We start from the raw sequence: 17455 nt of genomic DNA, 5'->3' as shown, positions 1-17455 counted from the left end.
TCGACTGCAATATTTTGAGATATCCCCATAATTTTTCTCTTCATTTACTGCCCAAATTCTGCTGCCAAAATGTCATCATTATCATCAGCAAGAGTCGCAACAATAGTAATTGCCCGAGAAATTTCTCCTGGAGATAATTCTGCTACAGTACGAGTCGCCAGAACTACAATTTGATTATCCACAATAGCAAAATGGGATTCCATAGTCGATAACCAATTCATTTCCAATAATCTACGCATTAACTGGGGTTCATTTTTTGCTGGTAACTTCAGTACATAAGACCAGACATCAAAAGTATCATCATCTGTTTCTCCAGTCAGTCTGACATATACTTCCACACTGCCATATTGAAACTTCCATAAATGGCCTGCTTCATTATTGGCCACCATCACTTTTTGATCTTCTGCCATATTAGCAATAATTGTTTCAATCTCTTCTATGTAGCTGAGACTGGTCTCATTTTCAGTTAGTTCAATATTATCTTCTTCGGTAGAAGGATGATCCACAGAAGTAGTATCAGGGTTATTAGTAGTCATAATTTATACCTATTAATTTATACCTATAGAAAAATCATATATCTGAAAATGTTGCAGGAGGACTCCCGTTATAATACTCAATTTATTTAGCGGGAGATGAATTGCAACTTAAAAATTAATTTAGCGGTAGCGAATCCCTATTTTTGATGGCTTTGGTAGGTTTTTACAATAGTCTTGAATCACTTCCGACATTGATACTGGCATTACTCTTGCATAATATTCTAGTCTAGACTTTTTATCATTCGTTAATCTTACCATTAAATTATCTATTCTAACCATTGGCAAGTTACTAAATATACAATAAAATATCAGTATGTTCAGAAAGTAATAGATTGTCAATGATTACTTTGACCTACCAGTACAAACCTTTTGCCCAACAAGCAACAGGAAGCTGATATTAATCAGATTCTTGATGTCTGTAAAAGCGTGTATAACTACGGCTTAAGAGAGCTTCATTAATGGATAATGGATAATGGATAATTGATAATTACCTCTGGTTAAAACCGCTACGGAATTGAAGATCAGGAAATATTATTTCTTCTCTTGGTCGATGCTCGGACAGCGAGGAGACCTTGCCATCCCACCCTTCGGGAAGCTACGCTAACGACCGCTTTTTTCCCCTTAAAAGAGGAGGCTTTAAACCAGAATTATTTAATTATGAATAATTAATAATTAATTATTCGGTAAAGACTGGCTAAATTCAAGAAAGTAACCAATTAATAGTTGTTCAATTGTTTCTGAATATATTATCCCTGCTGATACTCCTTACCCTAATTATAATTATCAAGCTAAAAACTTAACAATAACTTAACAATAGCTAAGAATACTAACCCTGAATTAAACTCAGTTAATGCTCAAGCTTTACAACAAACTTTAAAAATCTTAGATAGAGCTTTTTCTGATATGAAATCCCAGGGCAAAGGCTTCCCTAGATTTAAGAAAAAATTGAGAAGTTTTATCGGTAGTGTATGGTAGTAGCGGGGGTACAACTCAGTTTATTTAATTTGTTGCCTAGTTAAGAGTCTGCGTTAGCATAGCTTTGCGCCAGCACTCTCAAGAATCCCCCTTTATAATCGAGCGATTTAACGGTGGGAGTGTCAACCACAATTAATAATTTATAACTATGTCCAAAGCAGAAATTAATTTTCCTTATTTTGACAAAATCTTGGCCAATTTAGAAGATGAAGCAACTAAAACTATCTTTGGAAACCACGTTCACTGGGGTTATTGGGAAAACCCTAATTGGGCAAAAAATACTGCTGAAGATTTTGCGTCCGCGACGGAAAAGCTATCACAAAAGGTTTATCAAGCTGCTGATATTAAGGAAGGTATTTCTATTTTAGATGTGGGTTGTGGTTTTGGTGGTACAGCTGCCAGTATTAATAATAATTATTCTGAGGTAAAAATTACGGGATTAAATATAGATGAACGGCAATTAGATGTAGCTAGAAAACAAGTTCAAGCTTGTGGTAATAATTCTATTGAATTTGTGCAGGGAGATGCTACTAAAATTCCTTTTCCTGATAATTATTTTGATGTGGTTTTGGCGGTGGAGTGTATTTTTCATTTTCCTAGTCGTTCTGCTTTTTTCCAAGAGGCAAAAAGAGTTTTAAAACCAGGTGGTAAAATTGCTTTGTCTGATTTTGTTCCTACTGCCACAATCAATTTTTTGAAGCCTGTGGTTAGATTATTTCTTAAAGATTTGGGTGCTGAAACTTATGGCAATGTTGATTTTTTCACTATTGCTAACTATCAAGATTTAGCAAGAAAAATAGGGTTTAACAGTTTTCAAATAGAGGATATTACTTTTAATACTTTACCTACTTATAAAATCCTCAAGAAGTTTCCTGTTTTTTCAGATTCTCCAGCTAATCAGAAAACAAATAATATTTTTGAATGGGTGACACGGTTGGGACTACTGCGTTATTTAATTTTGTCAGCGAAGATAGAATAATTTTACTATTTTCAATTCAGGTCTTATAGCAGAGAACAGGGAACAGGTAATAGGCAACAGCTCATCTGTGGGAAAAATACTTCTCTGTTTAAGGTTTTCAGCATAAGTCCTAACCAACCAATTTTTTACTATAGGTTTAGGTGCTTCACAAAATGAAATGACTATTGCGATATTCGCAACAGAGAGGGGAAGTAGATATTTTCCCTCATCACACACCTCAAATCTTGGTGCTTCACAAAATGAAATGACTATTGCGACATCCGCAACAGAGAGGGGAAGTAGATATTTTCCCTCATCACACACCTCAAATCTTGGTGCTTCACAAAATGAAATGACTATTGCGACATCCGCAACAGAGAGGGGAAGTAGATATTTTCCCTCATCACACACCTCAAATCTTGGTGCTTAACACAATGAAATGACTATTGCGATATTCGCAACAGAGAGGGGAAGTAGATATTTTCCCTCATCACACACCTCAAATCTTGGTGCTTAACACAATGAAATGACTATTGCGACATCCGCAACAGAGAGGAGGAGTAGATATTTTTCCTCATCACACACCTCAAATCTTGGTGCTTCACAAAATGAAATGACTATTGCGACATCCGCAACAGAGAGGAGGAGTAGATATTTTCCCTCATCACACACCTCAAATCTTGGTGCTTAACACAATGAAATGACTATTGCGACATCCGCAACAGAGAGGAGGAGTAGATATTTTTCCTCATCACACACCTCAAATCTTGGTGCTTCACAAAATGAAATGACTATTGCGATATCCGCAACAGAGAGGGGAAGTAGATATTTTTCCTCATCACACACCTCAAATCTTGGTGCTTCACAAAATGAAATGACTATTGCGATATCCGCAATAGAGAGGAGGAGTAGATATTTTCCCTCATCACACACCTCAAATCTTGGTGCTTAACACAATGAAATGACTATTGCGACATCCGCAATAGAGAGGAGGAGTAAGTATTTTTCCTTATCACACACCTCATATTCTTTTTAAGGAGAGGATGAGACTAAAAAGAAAATTTTTTTCTCCTTTAAAGGAGAGGCTTAAAGCCTGAATTATGCGACAAAATTGATTGTTAATAGGAAATGCTTACCTACTAACTACTTTTTCAACAGGTTTACAAGCCACCCAATACTTACTAACGAAATGAACCTCAGTAGCGATATTAATAAAACCTACTTTCTCCAAACGTTCCTCTAAATTATCTGTAATGTAACTCTGATAATAAGGTTCATGGAACATTGCTGGGAAGTTTTTTAACATTGGTGAAAAATCAGGTTCATCAGAAACTTGAATCGAATCACAAATCACAAAAACACCCCCAGGTTTAGTAACTCTAAAAGCTTCCTCTATAACTTTTTGACGTACCATCGGCGGTAATTCATGGAACATAAAAACACAAGTTGTTGCCTGAAAAAAATTATCTCTCCAAGGTAAATCCTCAGCATTTCCTTGTAAAAGTTGAGGCAACTCTCCCAACTCTTCAGATAATAATTGATGAGCTTTTTTTAAATAAGCAGACGATAAATCAACACCATAAAGAGCAGCCTTTGGTAAAGTAGCGCGAATAAACTTTAAAGTTCTACCAGTACCACAAGCAATATCTAAAACTCGTAAATTTTGAGGAGCGAGCGTCTCTAACTTTTGCCCAGAAAATAACTTCTCTAATCCTATTTTTAAAGGAGCTAAAATTCGTCTCCGCATGGCATCAGCAGTACCATTAAATAAAAGTTCTACCTGCAAATCGTAGAGATTAGCTGATGTATCGCTTAAGTAGCCATCTGTTTGATAATGAAAATTTTGTAAATAATAAGCAGGATAATTTTGAGTATTTATTTGTGGAGAAAATTCTTGATATTTCTTTTGTTTAATTCTACTCCAAACTGTAGGCATATCTAGCCAAATATTAGGATAATAACTGAAAAAATCCGACCAGGGATTATCAAATATAATATTAACTGGATAAATACCATTTTCTCCATCTGCCAAATCTCTTTCCATAATGTCATCAATGCGTTTCTGCATTTTTTGGAGAATTCCAGGAGACAAAGGTTGAGTTTGAAACTCAAGAGTTGGATAAATAAAATTTCTCAGTCTAGTAGAAATTTGTTTGTGAGCTAAAGCAAAGTAAATTTTACCTTGTTGAAATGTTTGATGAGTGAATTTTGTAATAGTATTTGACACGACGATAAGTCTAAATAGATTTTGCGAGCTTTGTAGTTTTATTTCAGGATTGTAACGCAATTATCATATAGCAGAAGGAAGAAGGAGGAAGGAAGAAGGAGGAAAGTTGATATTTCATTGTTTTATACCAAATTCAAAAAAGGCAGTTACATCTTAATTTGTGATTTATTCCTAAAAGAAAAAATTATAAATTCCATAAATTCTAAAATTTCCACCTTTTTTCCTCTTTAATATTTATGTTTTTCTTTCACTAGCCACAGTTCAGGTGTTCCCTGTTCCCTGTGTCATCACGCTTTGCAATATTTTATGAAATTGGTATTAGATATTCCATAAGTTAAAAGTAGTAATGGCAGTTGCTATAATTTTGAACAAAAGACTACATAGAAATCTTATTTGAGTTGTGAAATATTGTAGATTTTAGGGAATAGAGAACACCGGAGCTAGGAGGAAATGAGAAACACCGAAGCAATAAAATTATCACAAATGATTTAGGATAGTGTTCTGATTTGAGATGTAAATCTAGATTGAGGTTTTTTATCATAAAAAAAGCGCGTCGATATATATTGTTGCTTCAAACAAAAATAGCCTCCTTTACTGGGGGCTATAAGAACTAAGTCGCTATTGTTTTATGAAGTAGCAAAGCTTAAATAGATATAACATTACTCTGTCTAAATTACTTAAGTAATAAAATACTCATTCCTCAAGCTTTGAAAAAAACTTCTTTCCTACTAACTCCTTAGTTATACTTAGGGCTTACCAATAAAATCTAAAAGCATTAACAGGTAAAGATTTTAGCTTTTTTACAGCAAAAAAAATACAACTTTTTAAGCTTGATCGACCAAAAAGTTAGGATAAAAGGCAGAATAATTGTAGAAAAATCAAGGGATAAAATATCCGACTACCTCCTCTAAATTCCCCATTCCTCCTGACTCCTGACTCCTAACTCCTGATTTCTACCAAAAGACTTATTCGGCAAACCCTACTTAAATTTATTGATTTAGCAATCGTAGTAGAGAGAAAACTCATAAGGATGAGGCCGTAGACGCATGGGATTAACCTCATTATCTAACTTGTACTCAATCCAAGTTTGAATCAAGTCCTCTGTAAATACCCCACCAGTAGTCAAAAACTCATGGTCTTTTTTCAAAGCTTCCAAAGCACCTTCTAGGGAACCAGGAGTAGAAGGAATCTTGCTTAACTCTTCAGGACTGAGGTCATAAATATCCACATCCAAAGATTCGCCAGGGTCAATTTCATTCTTAATCCCATCAATACCAGCACAAAGCATCGCAGCAAAAGCCAGATAGGGGTTACAACTAGCATCAGGACAACGGAACTCTAATCGCTTGGCCTTGGGATTTGTACCACTTAAAGGAATCCGAACAGAAGCAGAGCGGTTACCTTGAGAATAAGCTAAGTTTACCGGAGCTTCAAATCCAGGAACTAAGCGCTTATAGGAATTAGTGGAAGGGTTTGAAAATGCCAAGATTGCTGGAGCGTGCTTGAGGATACCACCAATGTAATTAAGTGCTGTCTTACTCAAATTGGCATAACCATCACCCCAGAATAAAGGTTGTCCCTCTTTCCAGATTGACTGGTGACAGTGCATACCCGAACCATTATCGTTAAATATAGGCTTAGGCATGAAAGTAATAGTTTTGCCATGTTTTTTGCCCACATTCTTGATGACATACTTATAAATCATCAAGTTGTCTGCAGCTTCTACCAATGTGCCAAACTTAAAGCCCAATTCATTCTGACCACCTGTAGCAACTTCGTGGTGATGCTTTTCAATGGGAACTCCACACTTGGCCATGGTTAACAACATTTCTGTCCGCAAGTCCTGCATTGTATCGGTGGGAGATACAGGGAAGTAACCTTGTTTGTAGTTTGGTTTATAAGCTTTATTACCACCTGGTTCTTCACTACCAGAATTCCAGCGACCTTCTATACTATCTACATAGTAATAAGCTTTATTTTCAGTTTGGTCAAACCGAGCATCTTCAAATACAAAGAATTCAGCTTCTGGACCAAAGAAGGCAGTATCGCCAATACCTGTTGACCTTAAATAGTCAACCGCTTTCTGAGATATGACTCTGGGGCAACGGCTATACCATTCACCAGTTCGAGGCTCTTTAATACTACAAGTTATACTTAATGTCGGTTCAGCCATAAAAGGGTCAATCCAAGCAGTAGTTGGATCGAGTACCATCATCATGTCTGACTCGTTAATATTTTTCCAACCACGGATACTAGAACCGTCGAAGGCAACTCCATCTGTAAAGGAACTTTCATCAATTTGACTTTTGTGAACTGTTAAATGTTGCCAAATACCAGGTAGGTCAATGAATTTCAAATCAATAACTTGAATGTCATCATTGTTAATCCAGTTCAATACATCTTGGGCTGTTTGTGCCATATTTAGCTCCTAAGTTTTAAATTTTGGCTTTCTTAACAAGAAGAATCGCTCTAATAAGAATAAATACATCAGTCTTAAATTTTGGCTTTCTTAACAAAGTTCTAATCAGAATACATCCAGCCGATAATAAGAATGAAAATCCTTGAGTTTTTGTAACTTTAGACACAAAAAATCTGACCTTAATCAAATAATTCTGCTAGTGCAGGATGGCAGAAATAACTAACTAGGGTTTGCCGAAAAAGTCTTATGGGTGAGGGTAGGAGATAGGAGAAATGGGAATGAGCGAGGAGGTAGGAGTAAGAATTGTCAATTGACTGTAATGAAGTGTGTCTTACATTTTGAAGGGGCTGTGTACGGAATTACTTCCGCACTTTATCGGCCCCGTAGGGAACTTCAGAATTACACACTCGCTTCTGACTGATGACACACGTTAACTCAACGTTGGTTGAAGACCCGCGTTCTCCTAGAAGAGATAGTCGGGATGTTTGCGCAGCATGACCCTGGAAAAACCAATCAATCTTGTGGTTTTTGTCATAGCATAGTACTCTTAATTAGAATAAGGCTGCTGGGCTAGCAGTGTCAGTCTGTGGAGCGACTTTAAGACCAAAAAGAGGGGAATACCTTGGAGGCGGGTGCTATGAAGCAGAAAATCCCTATCAGTGATGTTAGGGAATTCCACGTTTTCGCGTAAGCGCAACGTCGGGAGGATGTCAAAGTAGGGTAAGATAGAAAGTTTAAGAAATTTTTGGGAGAATAATTATATGCGGGACACTATCACTAGCTTAATAGATAATTACGACGCTAAAGGTCGTTATTTGGACCGGGATGCTGTCGATCGATTAAAATCTTATTTTGAAACGGGTACTGCGCGAGTACAAGCTGCTACGGTAATTAATTCTATGGCTGCTAGTTTGGTTAAGCAAGCTGGGATTACGTTGTTTGCACAACAACCGGAATTAATTCGTCCGGGTGGTAATGCTTATACGACTCGCCGTTATGCTGCTTGTCTGCGGGATATGGATTATTATCTACGTTATGCTACTTATGCTTTGGTTGCAGGTAACACGGATGTTTTGGATGAAAGGGTCTTACAGGGTCTTCGAGAAACCTACAATTCTCTAGAAGTACCTATTGGACCTACTTTGGTTGGAATTGGTATTCTTAAGGAACTTGTTAAATCTGAAGTTGCAGCGGCAGGTATTCAAACTGGTGCCTTCTTAGAAGCACCTTTTGACCATTTAATTAGTGAGTTAGCTGAAAAGGATATTTAATTAATTAATAATTAATAATGAATAATTAATAATTAGGGTTTGCGCTTCACTAGTCTTTTAGTAGGGGTAGGAGACAGGAGACAACCCACCCCTCGCCCCTCCCCCTCCCAGGAGGGGAAAAACGGGGAATGAGGGAGGAGGTAGGAGTAAGAATTGTCCCAATATTGTTCAGCCCAAATCTTGAGCAAAATCCGCTCCTAATTGAACCATTACCACTTAAAACCTCGTACTTTTTGATACTTAAAAAGGCACTTACCTTTATCTATAAAGACTTTTAGATTTAATCAGCAAACCCTAATTAACTGGAGAGTACAAAGTTCTCCCAAAAAACGATTGGTTTTGAAGACTGAAAGTATTACTGGCAAAGGCTTATAGTACTTACAGCTGTGAATAAAAAGTTTTTAACCTTTAGATCGTTGAAAGCCTTAGCTAGCAATAGTTATTCCAAGAACTTTGCACTGTCTAGTAATTAATTATTCATTATTATTCATTACCAAGGGTAAAAATGGGATTTGGAAACCAAATCCCTACATTTTTTTTTCAGAACTAAGTAATCAGTTTAATTCTTTTGATTTTTTTTAACATTAATAAAGCGGATTTTAACAACTCAAAAAAGCTGTTAACAAAGTTCCTCTGCAAGAGGCTAGCTGCTTGCGGAACATTCCGAAACGGAAATTCTAAAAGCTGATATCTAGTTAATAATTAAAATTTGTGGCTAAACAAAGATTAGATATTTTATTAGTAGAACAAAACTTATGTACTTCTCGACAAAAAGCTCAAGTTTTGATTAGAGCAGGAGAAGTAATGGTAAATCAGCAAATAATTGATAAACCAGGAACTGAAGTAGAGTCTGAGGCGAATATAAAAGTTAAGCAAAAATCTTTGTATGTTTCTAGGGGAGGTTATAAACTTGCCAAAGCATTAGAATATTTTTCTATCCCTATTTCTGACAGAATATGTCTTGATGGAGGTATTTCAACAGGTGGTTTTACAGACTGTTTATTACAAGCAGGAGCTAAATTAGTTTACGGTATTGATGTGGGATATGGGCAAGTTGACTGGGGTTTGCGTAATGACCAAAGAGTTATTTTGAAAGAGAGAACTAACCTACGTTATTTAACTCCTATAGAATTATATGGCGAGGAGTTAGTATTAAATTCTCAAGCACAGGAAAATTCAGAAATATATCCTAATTTAGCAGTAGTTGATGTTTCTTTTATTTCTGTAATTAAAGTTTTACCTGCTTTATGGCAATTACTTATTCCACCTCGTGAAACAATATTGTTGGTAAAACCTCAGTTTGAAGTAGGGAAAAAACGAGTAGGTAAAAAAGGTGTAGTACGTTCTTCTACTGACCAAGCTGAAGCAATTTTTCAAGTATGGAATAGCGCTCAGAATTTAGGATGGGGATATTCTGGTTTAACCTGGTCTCCTATACAAGGTCCGGCTGGTAATATAGAATATTTATTATGGTTAAATATTGAAAGTAAACTTTCGCTAGATTTGGCAGCGATCGCTCAGATAACAAAATCAGCTCAAGAAGAATTTAATTGTGTTTCATAAGATATTAAGTTTGACTGAAATGTTAAAGAAGCAATCAGCAATCAGCTTTGTAAAAAGGGATTTCAATCCCACATTGCGCACTTTAATTTGTAACATGAAAATTAGTATAAAATTCGTAGCTTCCTTAAATATTTATACTATATAAATTATCTTCATTTACCTCGATCGGGAGTCAAATTCTCAGTTAAATATTAAGCATAAATACTTACTGAATCCTTGACTCCTATTGACCACTATAATTTTCTTCTTACTTCTTACTTCTTACTTTTGACTTTTGATTATGGTTTTATATCATGTCCGGATAATTAGCGATCAAAAAACTTTTTCCTTCTACTCCTCTTTCTTCTTCTTTCTTCTCTCCTGACTCCTGACTTCTGTACGGGCGAATGGCATTCGCCCCTACGACTCCTGACTCCTGTACGGGCGAATGGCATTCGCCCCTACGACTCCTGACTCCTCTGTCGTTTACTGTTCAACCGGACATGATATTAGTCATTTTACTTCAGAGAATTAGTATATTTTTTCTTTTCTTGATTAAATTATCGATTTATATATTTTGTACTTCTTTTATTTTTAGCACAATAATTTCTGCCAAAATTATATCTGTCAAATTAGCGGATCGATTTTTATATAGTTTAATTCTCTTTGGCGATTTTTTAAGAGGAATAGAAATAGTTGAACTTTTTAATATTGTTGCTTTTGCTGTTGTGGGAATGGGTTTTGGTTTAGCAAGTATTTTTTTACCTAAGTATTTAGGTCGTTATGTGAGTGCAATTATATTAATAATTTTAGTGCCAATAATTTTTCTCACGACTCAAATGGTGAGATATGATATTTGGGTAGAACAGGTAGCAAATAATGAAAATTTATCCTTGGATGGAGCTGAATTACTAGCTAATTCATTTTTAAATCAAAGGGTAGGTAATGATGGTATCTATGGTTTCTATTTATATACTGCTCAGTTTCCTATTCTCCCCGATAAAAAAGTGCAGATGAATAATTTAGATAGATTGGAAAAGAGTGTTAATTCAAAGTTTGTGAGTTTGATAGGGGTTCCACCAGGGGTTATTTATTGGGCAATGAGTTTGTGTTTTTGGGCGATTAGAATTTTTTATTTTGTAGTAGCAGTGGTAACGACTGTTGCTCACTTCAGAGAAGGTTTAAGGATAGTTAAATGTTGAGATTGTAGGTAAGCATTTAATAATTAATAATTAATAATTAATAATTAACAATTACCTCTCCTTGGAAACGGATAGGATTGATGCAAAAGGGAAAATTAATTCATTATTTCTTCTTTAAAATTGAATCTTTAGCAACAGCGAGTGCCATTTAAGTTATAGCAATTCCTAAAAAGCGTGAGGTACAAAATTTTAGGTTTGAGGGAATAAGGAAAGGGAATAAAAAGACAAAAAGATAACTGTATCTCACTAATTTGAGAAACGCTATATCAGTTATCAGTACCTTCTGTAATAAGGAGGCAATAAATATGGAATATTCTTTATTTATCTATAATTTAGGGCTTGCTGATTAAATCTAAAAGCATTAACATATAAAGACTTTAGGTTTTTTAGGGCCTTTAAAAAGTGCGCCTGTTTCAGTCTAAAATGCTCAAAAAGTTAGTATTTTAGGCGCATAGTTGGACAGAAAAATCATTCTTACAATTCTTACTTCTACCTCCTCTAAATTCCCATCTCTCCTGTCTTCCCCTCCACGGTCGGGCCCCGCGGGTGGGTTGTCTCCTGTCTCCTACCCCTACTAAAAGACTAGTGAAGCGCAAACCCTATTTATTTATAGCGCTACGTCTTTTGGTTAAGAAAATACATTTGGATGGTAATTACCATTATTCTGACTCCTGACTCCTAACTCCTGACTCCTAACTCTTAACTTCTGACTTCAAAATACTGTTTCAGCACGGGTAAAAGGGTAAAGTTGTTTTCTTGTTTTTCTATTAGGGAGCGTCGCTGTCAAGATTTAATGATATTTAATAAGTCTGAAGCTGGTATTTTTAAATTATCTAATAAGGTTGAAATAGTTACTGGTTGGGTTGTGGTTGCTAGGTGAGAGATTACTTGTTTTTCTACTTCTGATAAACGGGAAAGTTGCTGATGTAATAATTCTTTGATGTCTGCGTCTAAAAATAGGGGGTCGTATTGAAATAATTCTGAGATATTTCCATTAAATAAGTCATTAATAGTGGTGGCAATTATATTTAACCAAGTGGGGTTGCCTTGATAAAAGTCAATTAATTTTTGCCATTGTTCGTCTAATTGTAAATCTTGGTCTTTGAGAATTTTTTTAGTTGCTTCTTCGTCTAAACCTTTGAGGTGTAATGAGCGAATGGATGTATTTTTAGCTGTACTAATTTCTCTGAGTTTTTCTCTACTAATGGTTAGGCAAGAACTCTGATGGGAGAGTTGGGCGATAAATTGGAAAAATTGGCTGTAGTTTTTATGTTCTGGACTGTAATGACTTGCTAGTTTGCCACTACTAAATATTGTTTGGATGTCATCTAATATTATGAGGCAGCGGTCCTTTCTCAAATTTTCTAAAAGATGGGAATTTTCTGAGGTTTCGAGAGTGGAATTTTGGTTAGAGATAAATTGAATGAGTCGGGTTTGAATTGTTTTGAGTGGTGGGGAGTCTCGGAGACTTTGCCAAATTATATAGTCGAATTTATTTTGAATATTTTTGATGAGTTGAAGAGCTAATGTTGTTTTGCCAATTCCATTCATTCCGTGGAGCATCACTATTTTTTTTTGTTCTTGGAGAATCCATTTTTTGAGGGTTTTTATTTCCTGAGTTCTACCGTAGAATTTTTTATAGTCTGGTGCATCTGAGAGGTCTATTTTTGGTCGAGGAATAGTCTGGGGTTTGTTGATATTTGGTTGTGGAAAATTTTCATGGTTTATAGTTTCTGAGGAGGGGGAAGTTTCAGGGCAAAAATTTATATTGTTAATTCCTATAAAGTCTTTTTCTATGTTAACTATGCAGAAATTGAGTCTAAATATGTGGGTGAAACGCCAAAAAATATTACGGCAGCTTTTAACAAAGCGAAAGAAACTGACTCAGTTTTATTCTTTGATGAAGCTGACTCTATTCTGGGAAAAAGATTAACTAATGTCACTCAAAGTTCCGACCATGGAGTTAATGTTAGTCGTTCTGTAATGTTACTTCAATTAGACAAATTTGATGGAGTCGTAATTTTTGCCACTAACCTCGCTAAAAATTATGATGGTGCATTTGTGCGCCGAATTTTGGCACATATTGAATTTGAATTACCAGATAAAGAATGTCGCATTAAACTATGGAAATATCTACTACCAAAAGAAGTACCAATTACAGAAGATGTAAATCTAGAATGGTTAGCAAATGAATCAGAAGAACTTGCTGGAGGCGATATTTTAAATGTTGTAATTTCAGCAGCAAGTCGAGCAGTGATGAGAGAAGGAAAAGCTCAAAAAGTTTCCCTTTCTGACTTAGCTGAAGAAATCAAATTTGTGAGAGAAGCAAAGACAAAAATTGGTTCTCCTCACTATGAAACTAATCAAAAAAAACACAAAATTAAAGAGACAGAAATGAAACGAAATGATTTATCTCCAGAACTTCGCGATCGCGACAGCGGAACGGAGTTCTATCGCTACGATAAAGCTATTTCAGAAATAGATAAATCTGAGGAAAATTTATCAGAAGTAGATTGATAAATATCTCTTGCTTTAGGGAATAGGGAATAGGGAACGGGGAATAGAAAAGAAATCAAGATAGGTGAACTCCATTAACCTGAGAAAAACTATATTTATTTAATTTAAGAGAATAGAATTGTTCAGGCAAAAAAATGACAAAGGATATTCCAAATATATGAGGTACAGATATTAACCATCTGTTTTTTGTAGTGTGGGCATCTTACCCGCTATAAGTATACCTCACCCAGGTAGAATTTTCTGTAATAATAGCTATTTATATTGACTACGGACTATTGACTACTAACTACTAAAAATAACCCAAGTATTTGTAGAAAAAATTTCTCAACTTAGTATAATTTATTCCTTTTATCTTCCTTCAAAATAAATTGGCGATCGCTTACTGAAAATATGCAAAATCTAACTAATCAAACTATCGTAATTCCCAATAATGGTAAGGTACAAAATTCGTAATTTTTAGGGAACAGAGAACAGGGAATAGGGAATAGGGAACAGGGAATAGGGAATGGGGAATAGAAAAGAAGAAAAACAACAGTACCTCAGTAACCCGAACGACCCTATAAATCTACTAATGAAAAAAAAATTCCAGAAAATTTCTTAACCTCTTCCTTCTTACGTCTTGCTTTTCTCTTCCTTCAAAAAAACTGGCGATCGCTTACTAAAAATATGCAAAATCTAACTAATCAAACTATCGTAATTCCCAATAATGGAGAAGTACAAAATTCATAATTTTTAGGGAATAGGGAATAGGGAATAGAAAAGAAGAAAAACAACAGTACCTCAGTAACCTGAGAAACTCTATAAATATACTAATGAAAAAAAATTTCCAGAAATTTTTTTAACCTCTTCCTTCTTACTTTTTCCTTCTTATCTCTTGATTAAATAACTAATTAAAATTTCTGAACCTCTTCCTTCTTCCTTCTTCCTTCTTCAATAACCTCTTCCTTCTTCAATAACTTCTTCCTTCTTCCTTCTTCCCTCTTCCTTCCTTATTAAATAATTCTTGTTGTAAACGATAAATAATAGTATCCGGTTCAACCTGATTTAAAATATCCTGAATAACTATATCTTGTCCTAATGGTCCCCAAGTACAACCCTTTTCCAAATAAACCTTAGTAGCTCTACCAATAGCATAAATTCCATAAGCTGCAATAGAAGCTTGAGTAATAGCAACTCCTGCATAAGAAGTAACACCAACCTTTCCTAAACCCAATAATAAACTACTTCCCAATTCCCCTAATAACATACCACTTTCACTGAATATAATTACTTTCCAAAGTTTACCCGCTTCATAGCTAGTCATAGGCAAATTATAGAGACGAGACAAAGAGCGAATTAAAGCTAAATCTATTACAGTAGTTCCCATTACATCAATAATAGCAACAGGATTAATAGCAACAGCTAAAGCCTTATACTTAGCAAAATCCCAGATTAAATCATCAGCTTCATCTTGTTTAATCTTAACAGTTTTATGAGCAATAGTTACCTCAGCTTCTCTTGCTTGTACTAACGCATTTAATGCTAAAAGCGACTGCCCTTCCCGCTCTAAAATAGTAATTATTTTTTGTTTCAAAGGATCTATTTGAGGCGATGGAGTTTCCCATTCGTGAGTCACATTACCATCAGGCCATTCAATTCTTACAGGTATAGGAGCTGGTTCTGCTGATACCATGACCACTTCTGTCGGAGGATAAATATCTTCTAATTCTTCTAATTCTTCTGATTTATCCACAGCAATATTTTGCAAATTTTGATAAATATCTTCTCGTTCCGCTTCTGGATATAAATCAATTTTATTAAACACTAAAATTAGCGGTTTTTTAGCCTTCCTTAATTCACGCAAAGCGTCATATTCAGTGCGGGTAAGATCCCCAGAAACAACAAATAGAATTAAATCTGCTTTGCGAGTAACTTCCTTAGCCATTTCTCCACGAACTTGACCTGCTACTTCATCTAATCCAGGAGTATCTATTAAATCTATTTTTGCTGTCTCTTGTTGATGAGAATTAATAAAAATATTAGGTGTCCATCTAATAGAACGAGGCCATTGAGTCACACCATTTAGAGGACCTGTTTCTAATATTTTTTCACTTAATAAAGCATTTAAAACTGCTGATTTACCACGACTTACAAGACCAAAAACTGCTATTTGAATTACTCCTTGGTCTAGCTTATCAATGTTGGATTTTAATAAATCTAATTGAGTTTTTAAGGAGGATGAAAATTCAGAAGTGGTTGTTTTTTGTGCAGTATTTTGCAAAGTAGAGTATCTATTTAGAGCTTTTCGTAAACTTGCTCTAGCACGTTTCCAATGTTGTTTACCTTGTTTTTGGTAACTTTCTGGAGATTGAGAATATTCTGTCACTATTTCTGAGTAAATATCTGAGTTAGTCAAGGTCATTTCAGTTATCAGTTATCAGTTATCAGTTTTATTACCTTTAGTTGATAACTCAAGCTCGTTGTTTTTGTACTTTAATTCTGTGCTTGGAAATGCAGTAAAATTAGCAGCATTCCGCAGGAAATGCTTACAGGAAATCAAAGTATTATTGGTAATGATATAATTTTATCAAATCAATTGGCATAATTTCTGAAATACTCCTCATTGAGTCTAGGGAAAAGTTTATAATTGGTATAAGTTGAGTTTTTGAGATAAAAATGAGTGAAAATTCCAATAATTTAGAGTTGGCAATAGTGATAGATAGTCAATCTATGATCGATCTGGAATGTCTATCAAATTGGGAAAGTTTGGTAAGAGCTGAGATTAAACAAATTATCAAAAAAAGTAGTTATCAAATTACTCAGAGTAAAAGAAGAAAAGATTTTTTTCAGACAGGGTTATTACAAGTAGATATTGAGCAAGAAGATTTTGATAATTTAGTAAGTCTCAGAAATTGGGAAGAATTGGTAAGAGGTAAAATCAAAGAAATTATCAAAGAAAATTATGCTCAAATAGATGAATATAGCTCCTATGAGTTTAGACCGAGTTTGTTGGAAGTAGCAATAAATGAAGAATACTATGAAAATTTGACACGCCTAAAAAATTGGGAACAATTATTCAGGGATAAAATTGACAAAATTATTGATGAAAATTATGATCAAATCTCCGATATTCAAGAGGTGTACGAAGAGAGTTTTTTACAACCACTTCCATATACTGACTACCCAGGTTAGTGATGGTTTACCACTCACACCTGATTAATTAATTGTAGAATAGATGCAAAGATTCTATACATATTAATAGACTCTTTTTTGCTTTTCCACTAAATGTGTTCTAGTAATTCTCAGTTATTCTTTGTCTGAATAGGTAAAATTATTTGTAAATTTACCATTGAGTCATATTTTTATTTATCAGTAGGTTGTTAGATACTCCCTAAAAATTCCAAATTTATTGATTATCTAGCACAGGTATCTATTTCCTATTGCCATATTATTGTGCCGGAATTGAGACAAATTCATTTCTCAATTTTCACAAAATTAACTATCTGTGGAAGTAGGGAAATATTTTGTTTAATTTATATCTGCTAGTATTTTCCGGTAATAGTCGCCTCTGAAAAATTCTCAATATACTAATTTCTCAACTTTCACAAAATTAACTATCTGTGGAAATATAGAAATATTTTGCTCAGTTCATATCTGCTCGTATTTTCCGGTAATAGTCGCCTCTGAAAAATTCTCAATATACTAATTTCTCAACTTTCACAAAATTAATATCTGTGGAAATATAGAAATATTTTGCTCAGTTCATATCTGCTAGTCTTCTCAGATAATAGTTGCCCCTAAAAAATTCTCAATATACTAATTATTCAGC

14 protein-coding genes are annotated in these 17455 nt (G+C 34.8%); 9 read left to right on the top strand and 5 right to left on the bottom strand.

What is annotated here, in order from left to right; genetic code table 11:
• Nucleotides 1–44: 44 nt before the first annotated feature.
• Nucleotides 45–536, bottom strand: coding sequence for a YbjN domain-containing protein (locus F6K15_RS14525; RefSeq protein ID WP_293061809.1), 492 nt, complete (start codon nt 534–536; stop codon nt 45–47).
• A 369-nt stretch (nt 537–905) separates the two neighbouring features.
• Here F6K15_RS14525 and F6K15_RS38360 point away from each other — a divergent pair, with 369 nt between their 5' ends.
• From F6K15_RS38360 to F6K15_RS14510, 4 genes are all read left to right on the top strand, one after another.
• Nucleotides 906–995, top strand: coding sequence for a helix-turn-helix domain-containing protein (locus F6K15_RS38360; RefSeq protein ID WP_363267969.1), 90 nt, complete (start codon nt 906–908; stop codon nt 993–995).
• 664 nt (nt 996–1659) lie between these two features.
• Complete coding sequence (locus F6K15_RS14520) at nt 1660–2490, top strand: class I SAM-dependent methyltransferase (protein ID WP_293061807.1); 831 nt, start codon at nt 1660–1662, stop codon at nt 2488–2490.
• A gap of 157 nt (nt 2491–2647) precedes the next feature.
• On the top strand, nt 2648–2899 hold the full coding sequence (locus F6K15_RS14515; protein WP_293061805.1) for a hypothetical protein: 252 nt from the start codon (nt 2648–2650) through the stop codon (nt 2897–2899).
• Between the two features lie 270 nt (nt 2900–3169).
• Nucleotides 3170–3421, top strand: a complete 252-nt coding sequence (locus tag F6K15_RS14510; protein WP_293061803.1) for a hypothetical protein — start codon at nt 3170–3172, stop codon at nt 3419–3421.
• A gap of 180 nt (nt 3422–3601) precedes the next feature.
• On the opposite strand, the gene F6K15_RS14505 is transcribed toward F6K15_RS14510, so the two are convergent.
• Nucleotides 3602–4696 carry a class I SAM-dependent methyltransferase gene (locus tag F6K15_RS14505; protein ID WP_293061801.1) on the bottom strand — a complete coding sequence of 365 codons (1095 nt, stop codon included), beginning with the start codon at nt 4694–4696 and terminating at the stop codon, nt 3602–3604.
• Between the two features lie 997 nt (nt 4697–5693).
• A complete protein-coding gene (glnA, locus tag F6K15_RS14500; protein WP_293061799.1) occupies nt 5694–7115 on the bottom strand; it encodes a type I glutamate--ammonia ligase in 1422 nt (473 codons plus the stop codon).
• A 761-nt stretch (nt 7116–7876) separates the two neighbouring features.
• On the opposite strand from glnA, the gene apcB reads away from it, so the two are divergent.
• From apcB to F6K15_RS14485, 3 genes are all read left to right on the top strand, one after another.
• A complete protein-coding gene (apcB, locus tag F6K15_RS14495; RefSeq protein ID WP_293061797.1) occupies nt 7877–8386 on the top strand; it encodes an allophycocyanin subunit beta in 510 nt (169 codons plus the stop codon).
• Nucleotides 8387–9097: 711 nt separating this feature from the next.
• Nucleotides 9098–9949, top strand: coding sequence for a TlyA family RNA methyltransferase (locus F6K15_RS14490; protein WP_293061795.1), 852 nt, complete (start codon nt 9098–9100; stop codon nt 9947–9949).
• A 386-nt stretch (nt 9950–10335) separates the two neighbouring features.
• Entirely contained in the window at nt 10336–11130 is a 795-nt protein-coding gene (locus F6K15_RS14485) for a hypothetical protein (RefSeq protein ID WP_293061794.1), read from the top strand.
• A gap of 783 nt (nt 11131–11913) precedes the next feature.
• Here the strand turns inward: F6K15_RS14485 and F6K15_RS14480 are convergent.
• The gene (locus F6K15_RS14480; protein WP_363267981.1) at nt 11914–12795 is read right to left on the bottom strand and encodes an NB-ARC domain-containing protein; all 882 of its coding nucleotides are present in this window, start codon (nt 12793–12795) and stop codon (nt 11914–11916) included.
• Nucleotides 12796–12891: 96 nt separating this feature from the next.
• On the opposite strand from F6K15_RS14480, the gene F6K15_RS14475 reads away from it, so the two are divergent.
• Nucleotides 12892–13647, top strand: coding sequence for an ATP-binding protein (locus F6K15_RS14475; protein ID WP_363267979.1), 756 nt, complete (start codon nt 12892–12894; stop codon nt 13645–13647).
• A 949-nt stretch (nt 13648–14596) separates the two neighbouring features.
• Here F6K15_RS14475 and F6K15_RS14470 read toward each other — a convergent pair.
• Entirely contained in the window at nt 14597–16048 is a 1452-nt protein-coding gene (locus F6K15_RS14470) for a GTP-binding protein (RefSeq protein ID WP_293061793.1), read from the bottom strand.
• Between the two features lie 254 nt (nt 16049–16302).
• On the opposite strand from F6K15_RS14470, the gene F6K15_RS14465 reads away from it, so the two are divergent.
• A complete protein-coding gene (locus F6K15_RS14465) occupies nt 16303–16818 on the top strand; it encodes a hypothetical protein (RefSeq protein ID WP_293061792.1) in 516 nt (171 codons plus the stop codon).
• The last annotated feature ends 637 nt before the right edge of the window (nt 16819–17455 follow it).

This window comes from Okeania sp. SIO2B3, from assembly GCF_010672525.1.
Lineage (GTDB): Bacteria > Cyanobacteriota > Cyanobacteriia > Cyanobacteriales > Microcoleaceae > Okeania.
Note: the sequence above shows the minus strand (reverse complement) of the source record. Positions and strands in the feature narration are given on the sequence as shown.

What these genes read in the sequence shown, in the direction of transcription:
- F6K15_RS14510 (WP_293061803.1), top strand. Translation starts at nt 3,170, where the DNA reads ATGACTATTGCGACATCCGCAACAGAGAGGAGGAGTAGATATTTTTCC.
- F6K15_RS14525 (WP_293061809.1), bottom strand. Translation starts at nt 536, where the DNA reads ATGACTACTAATAACCCTGATACTACTTCTGTGGATCATCCTTCTACC.
- F6K15_RS14515 (WP_293061805.1), top strand. Translation starts at nt 2,648, where the DNA reads ATGACTATTGCGATATTCGCAACAGAGAGGGGAAGTAGATATTTTCCC.
- F6K15_RS14485 (WP_293061794.1), top strand. Translation starts at nt 10,336, where the DNA reads ATGGCATTCGCCCCTACGACTCCTGACTCCTGTACGGGCGAATGGCAT.
- glnA (WP_293061799.1), bottom strand. Translation starts at nt 7,115, where the DNA reads ATGGCACAAACAGCCCAAGATGTATTGAACTGGATTAACAATGATGAC.
- F6K15_RS14520 (WP_293061807.1), top strand. Translation starts at nt 1,660, where the DNA reads ATGTCCAAAGCAGAAATTAATTTTCCTTATTTTGACAAAATCTTGGCC.
- F6K15_RS14470 (WP_293061793.1), bottom strand. Translation starts at nt 16,048, where the DNA reads ATGACCTTGACTAACTCAGATATTTACTCAGAAATAGTGACAGAATAT.
- apcB (WP_293061797.1), top strand. Translation starts at nt 7,877, where the DNA reads ATGCGGGACACTATCACTAGCTTAATAGATAATTACGACGCTAAAGGT.
- F6K15_RS14465 (WP_293061792.1), top strand. Translation starts at nt 16,303, where the DNA reads ATGAGTGAAAATTCCAATAATTTAGAGTTGGCAATAGTGATAGATAGT.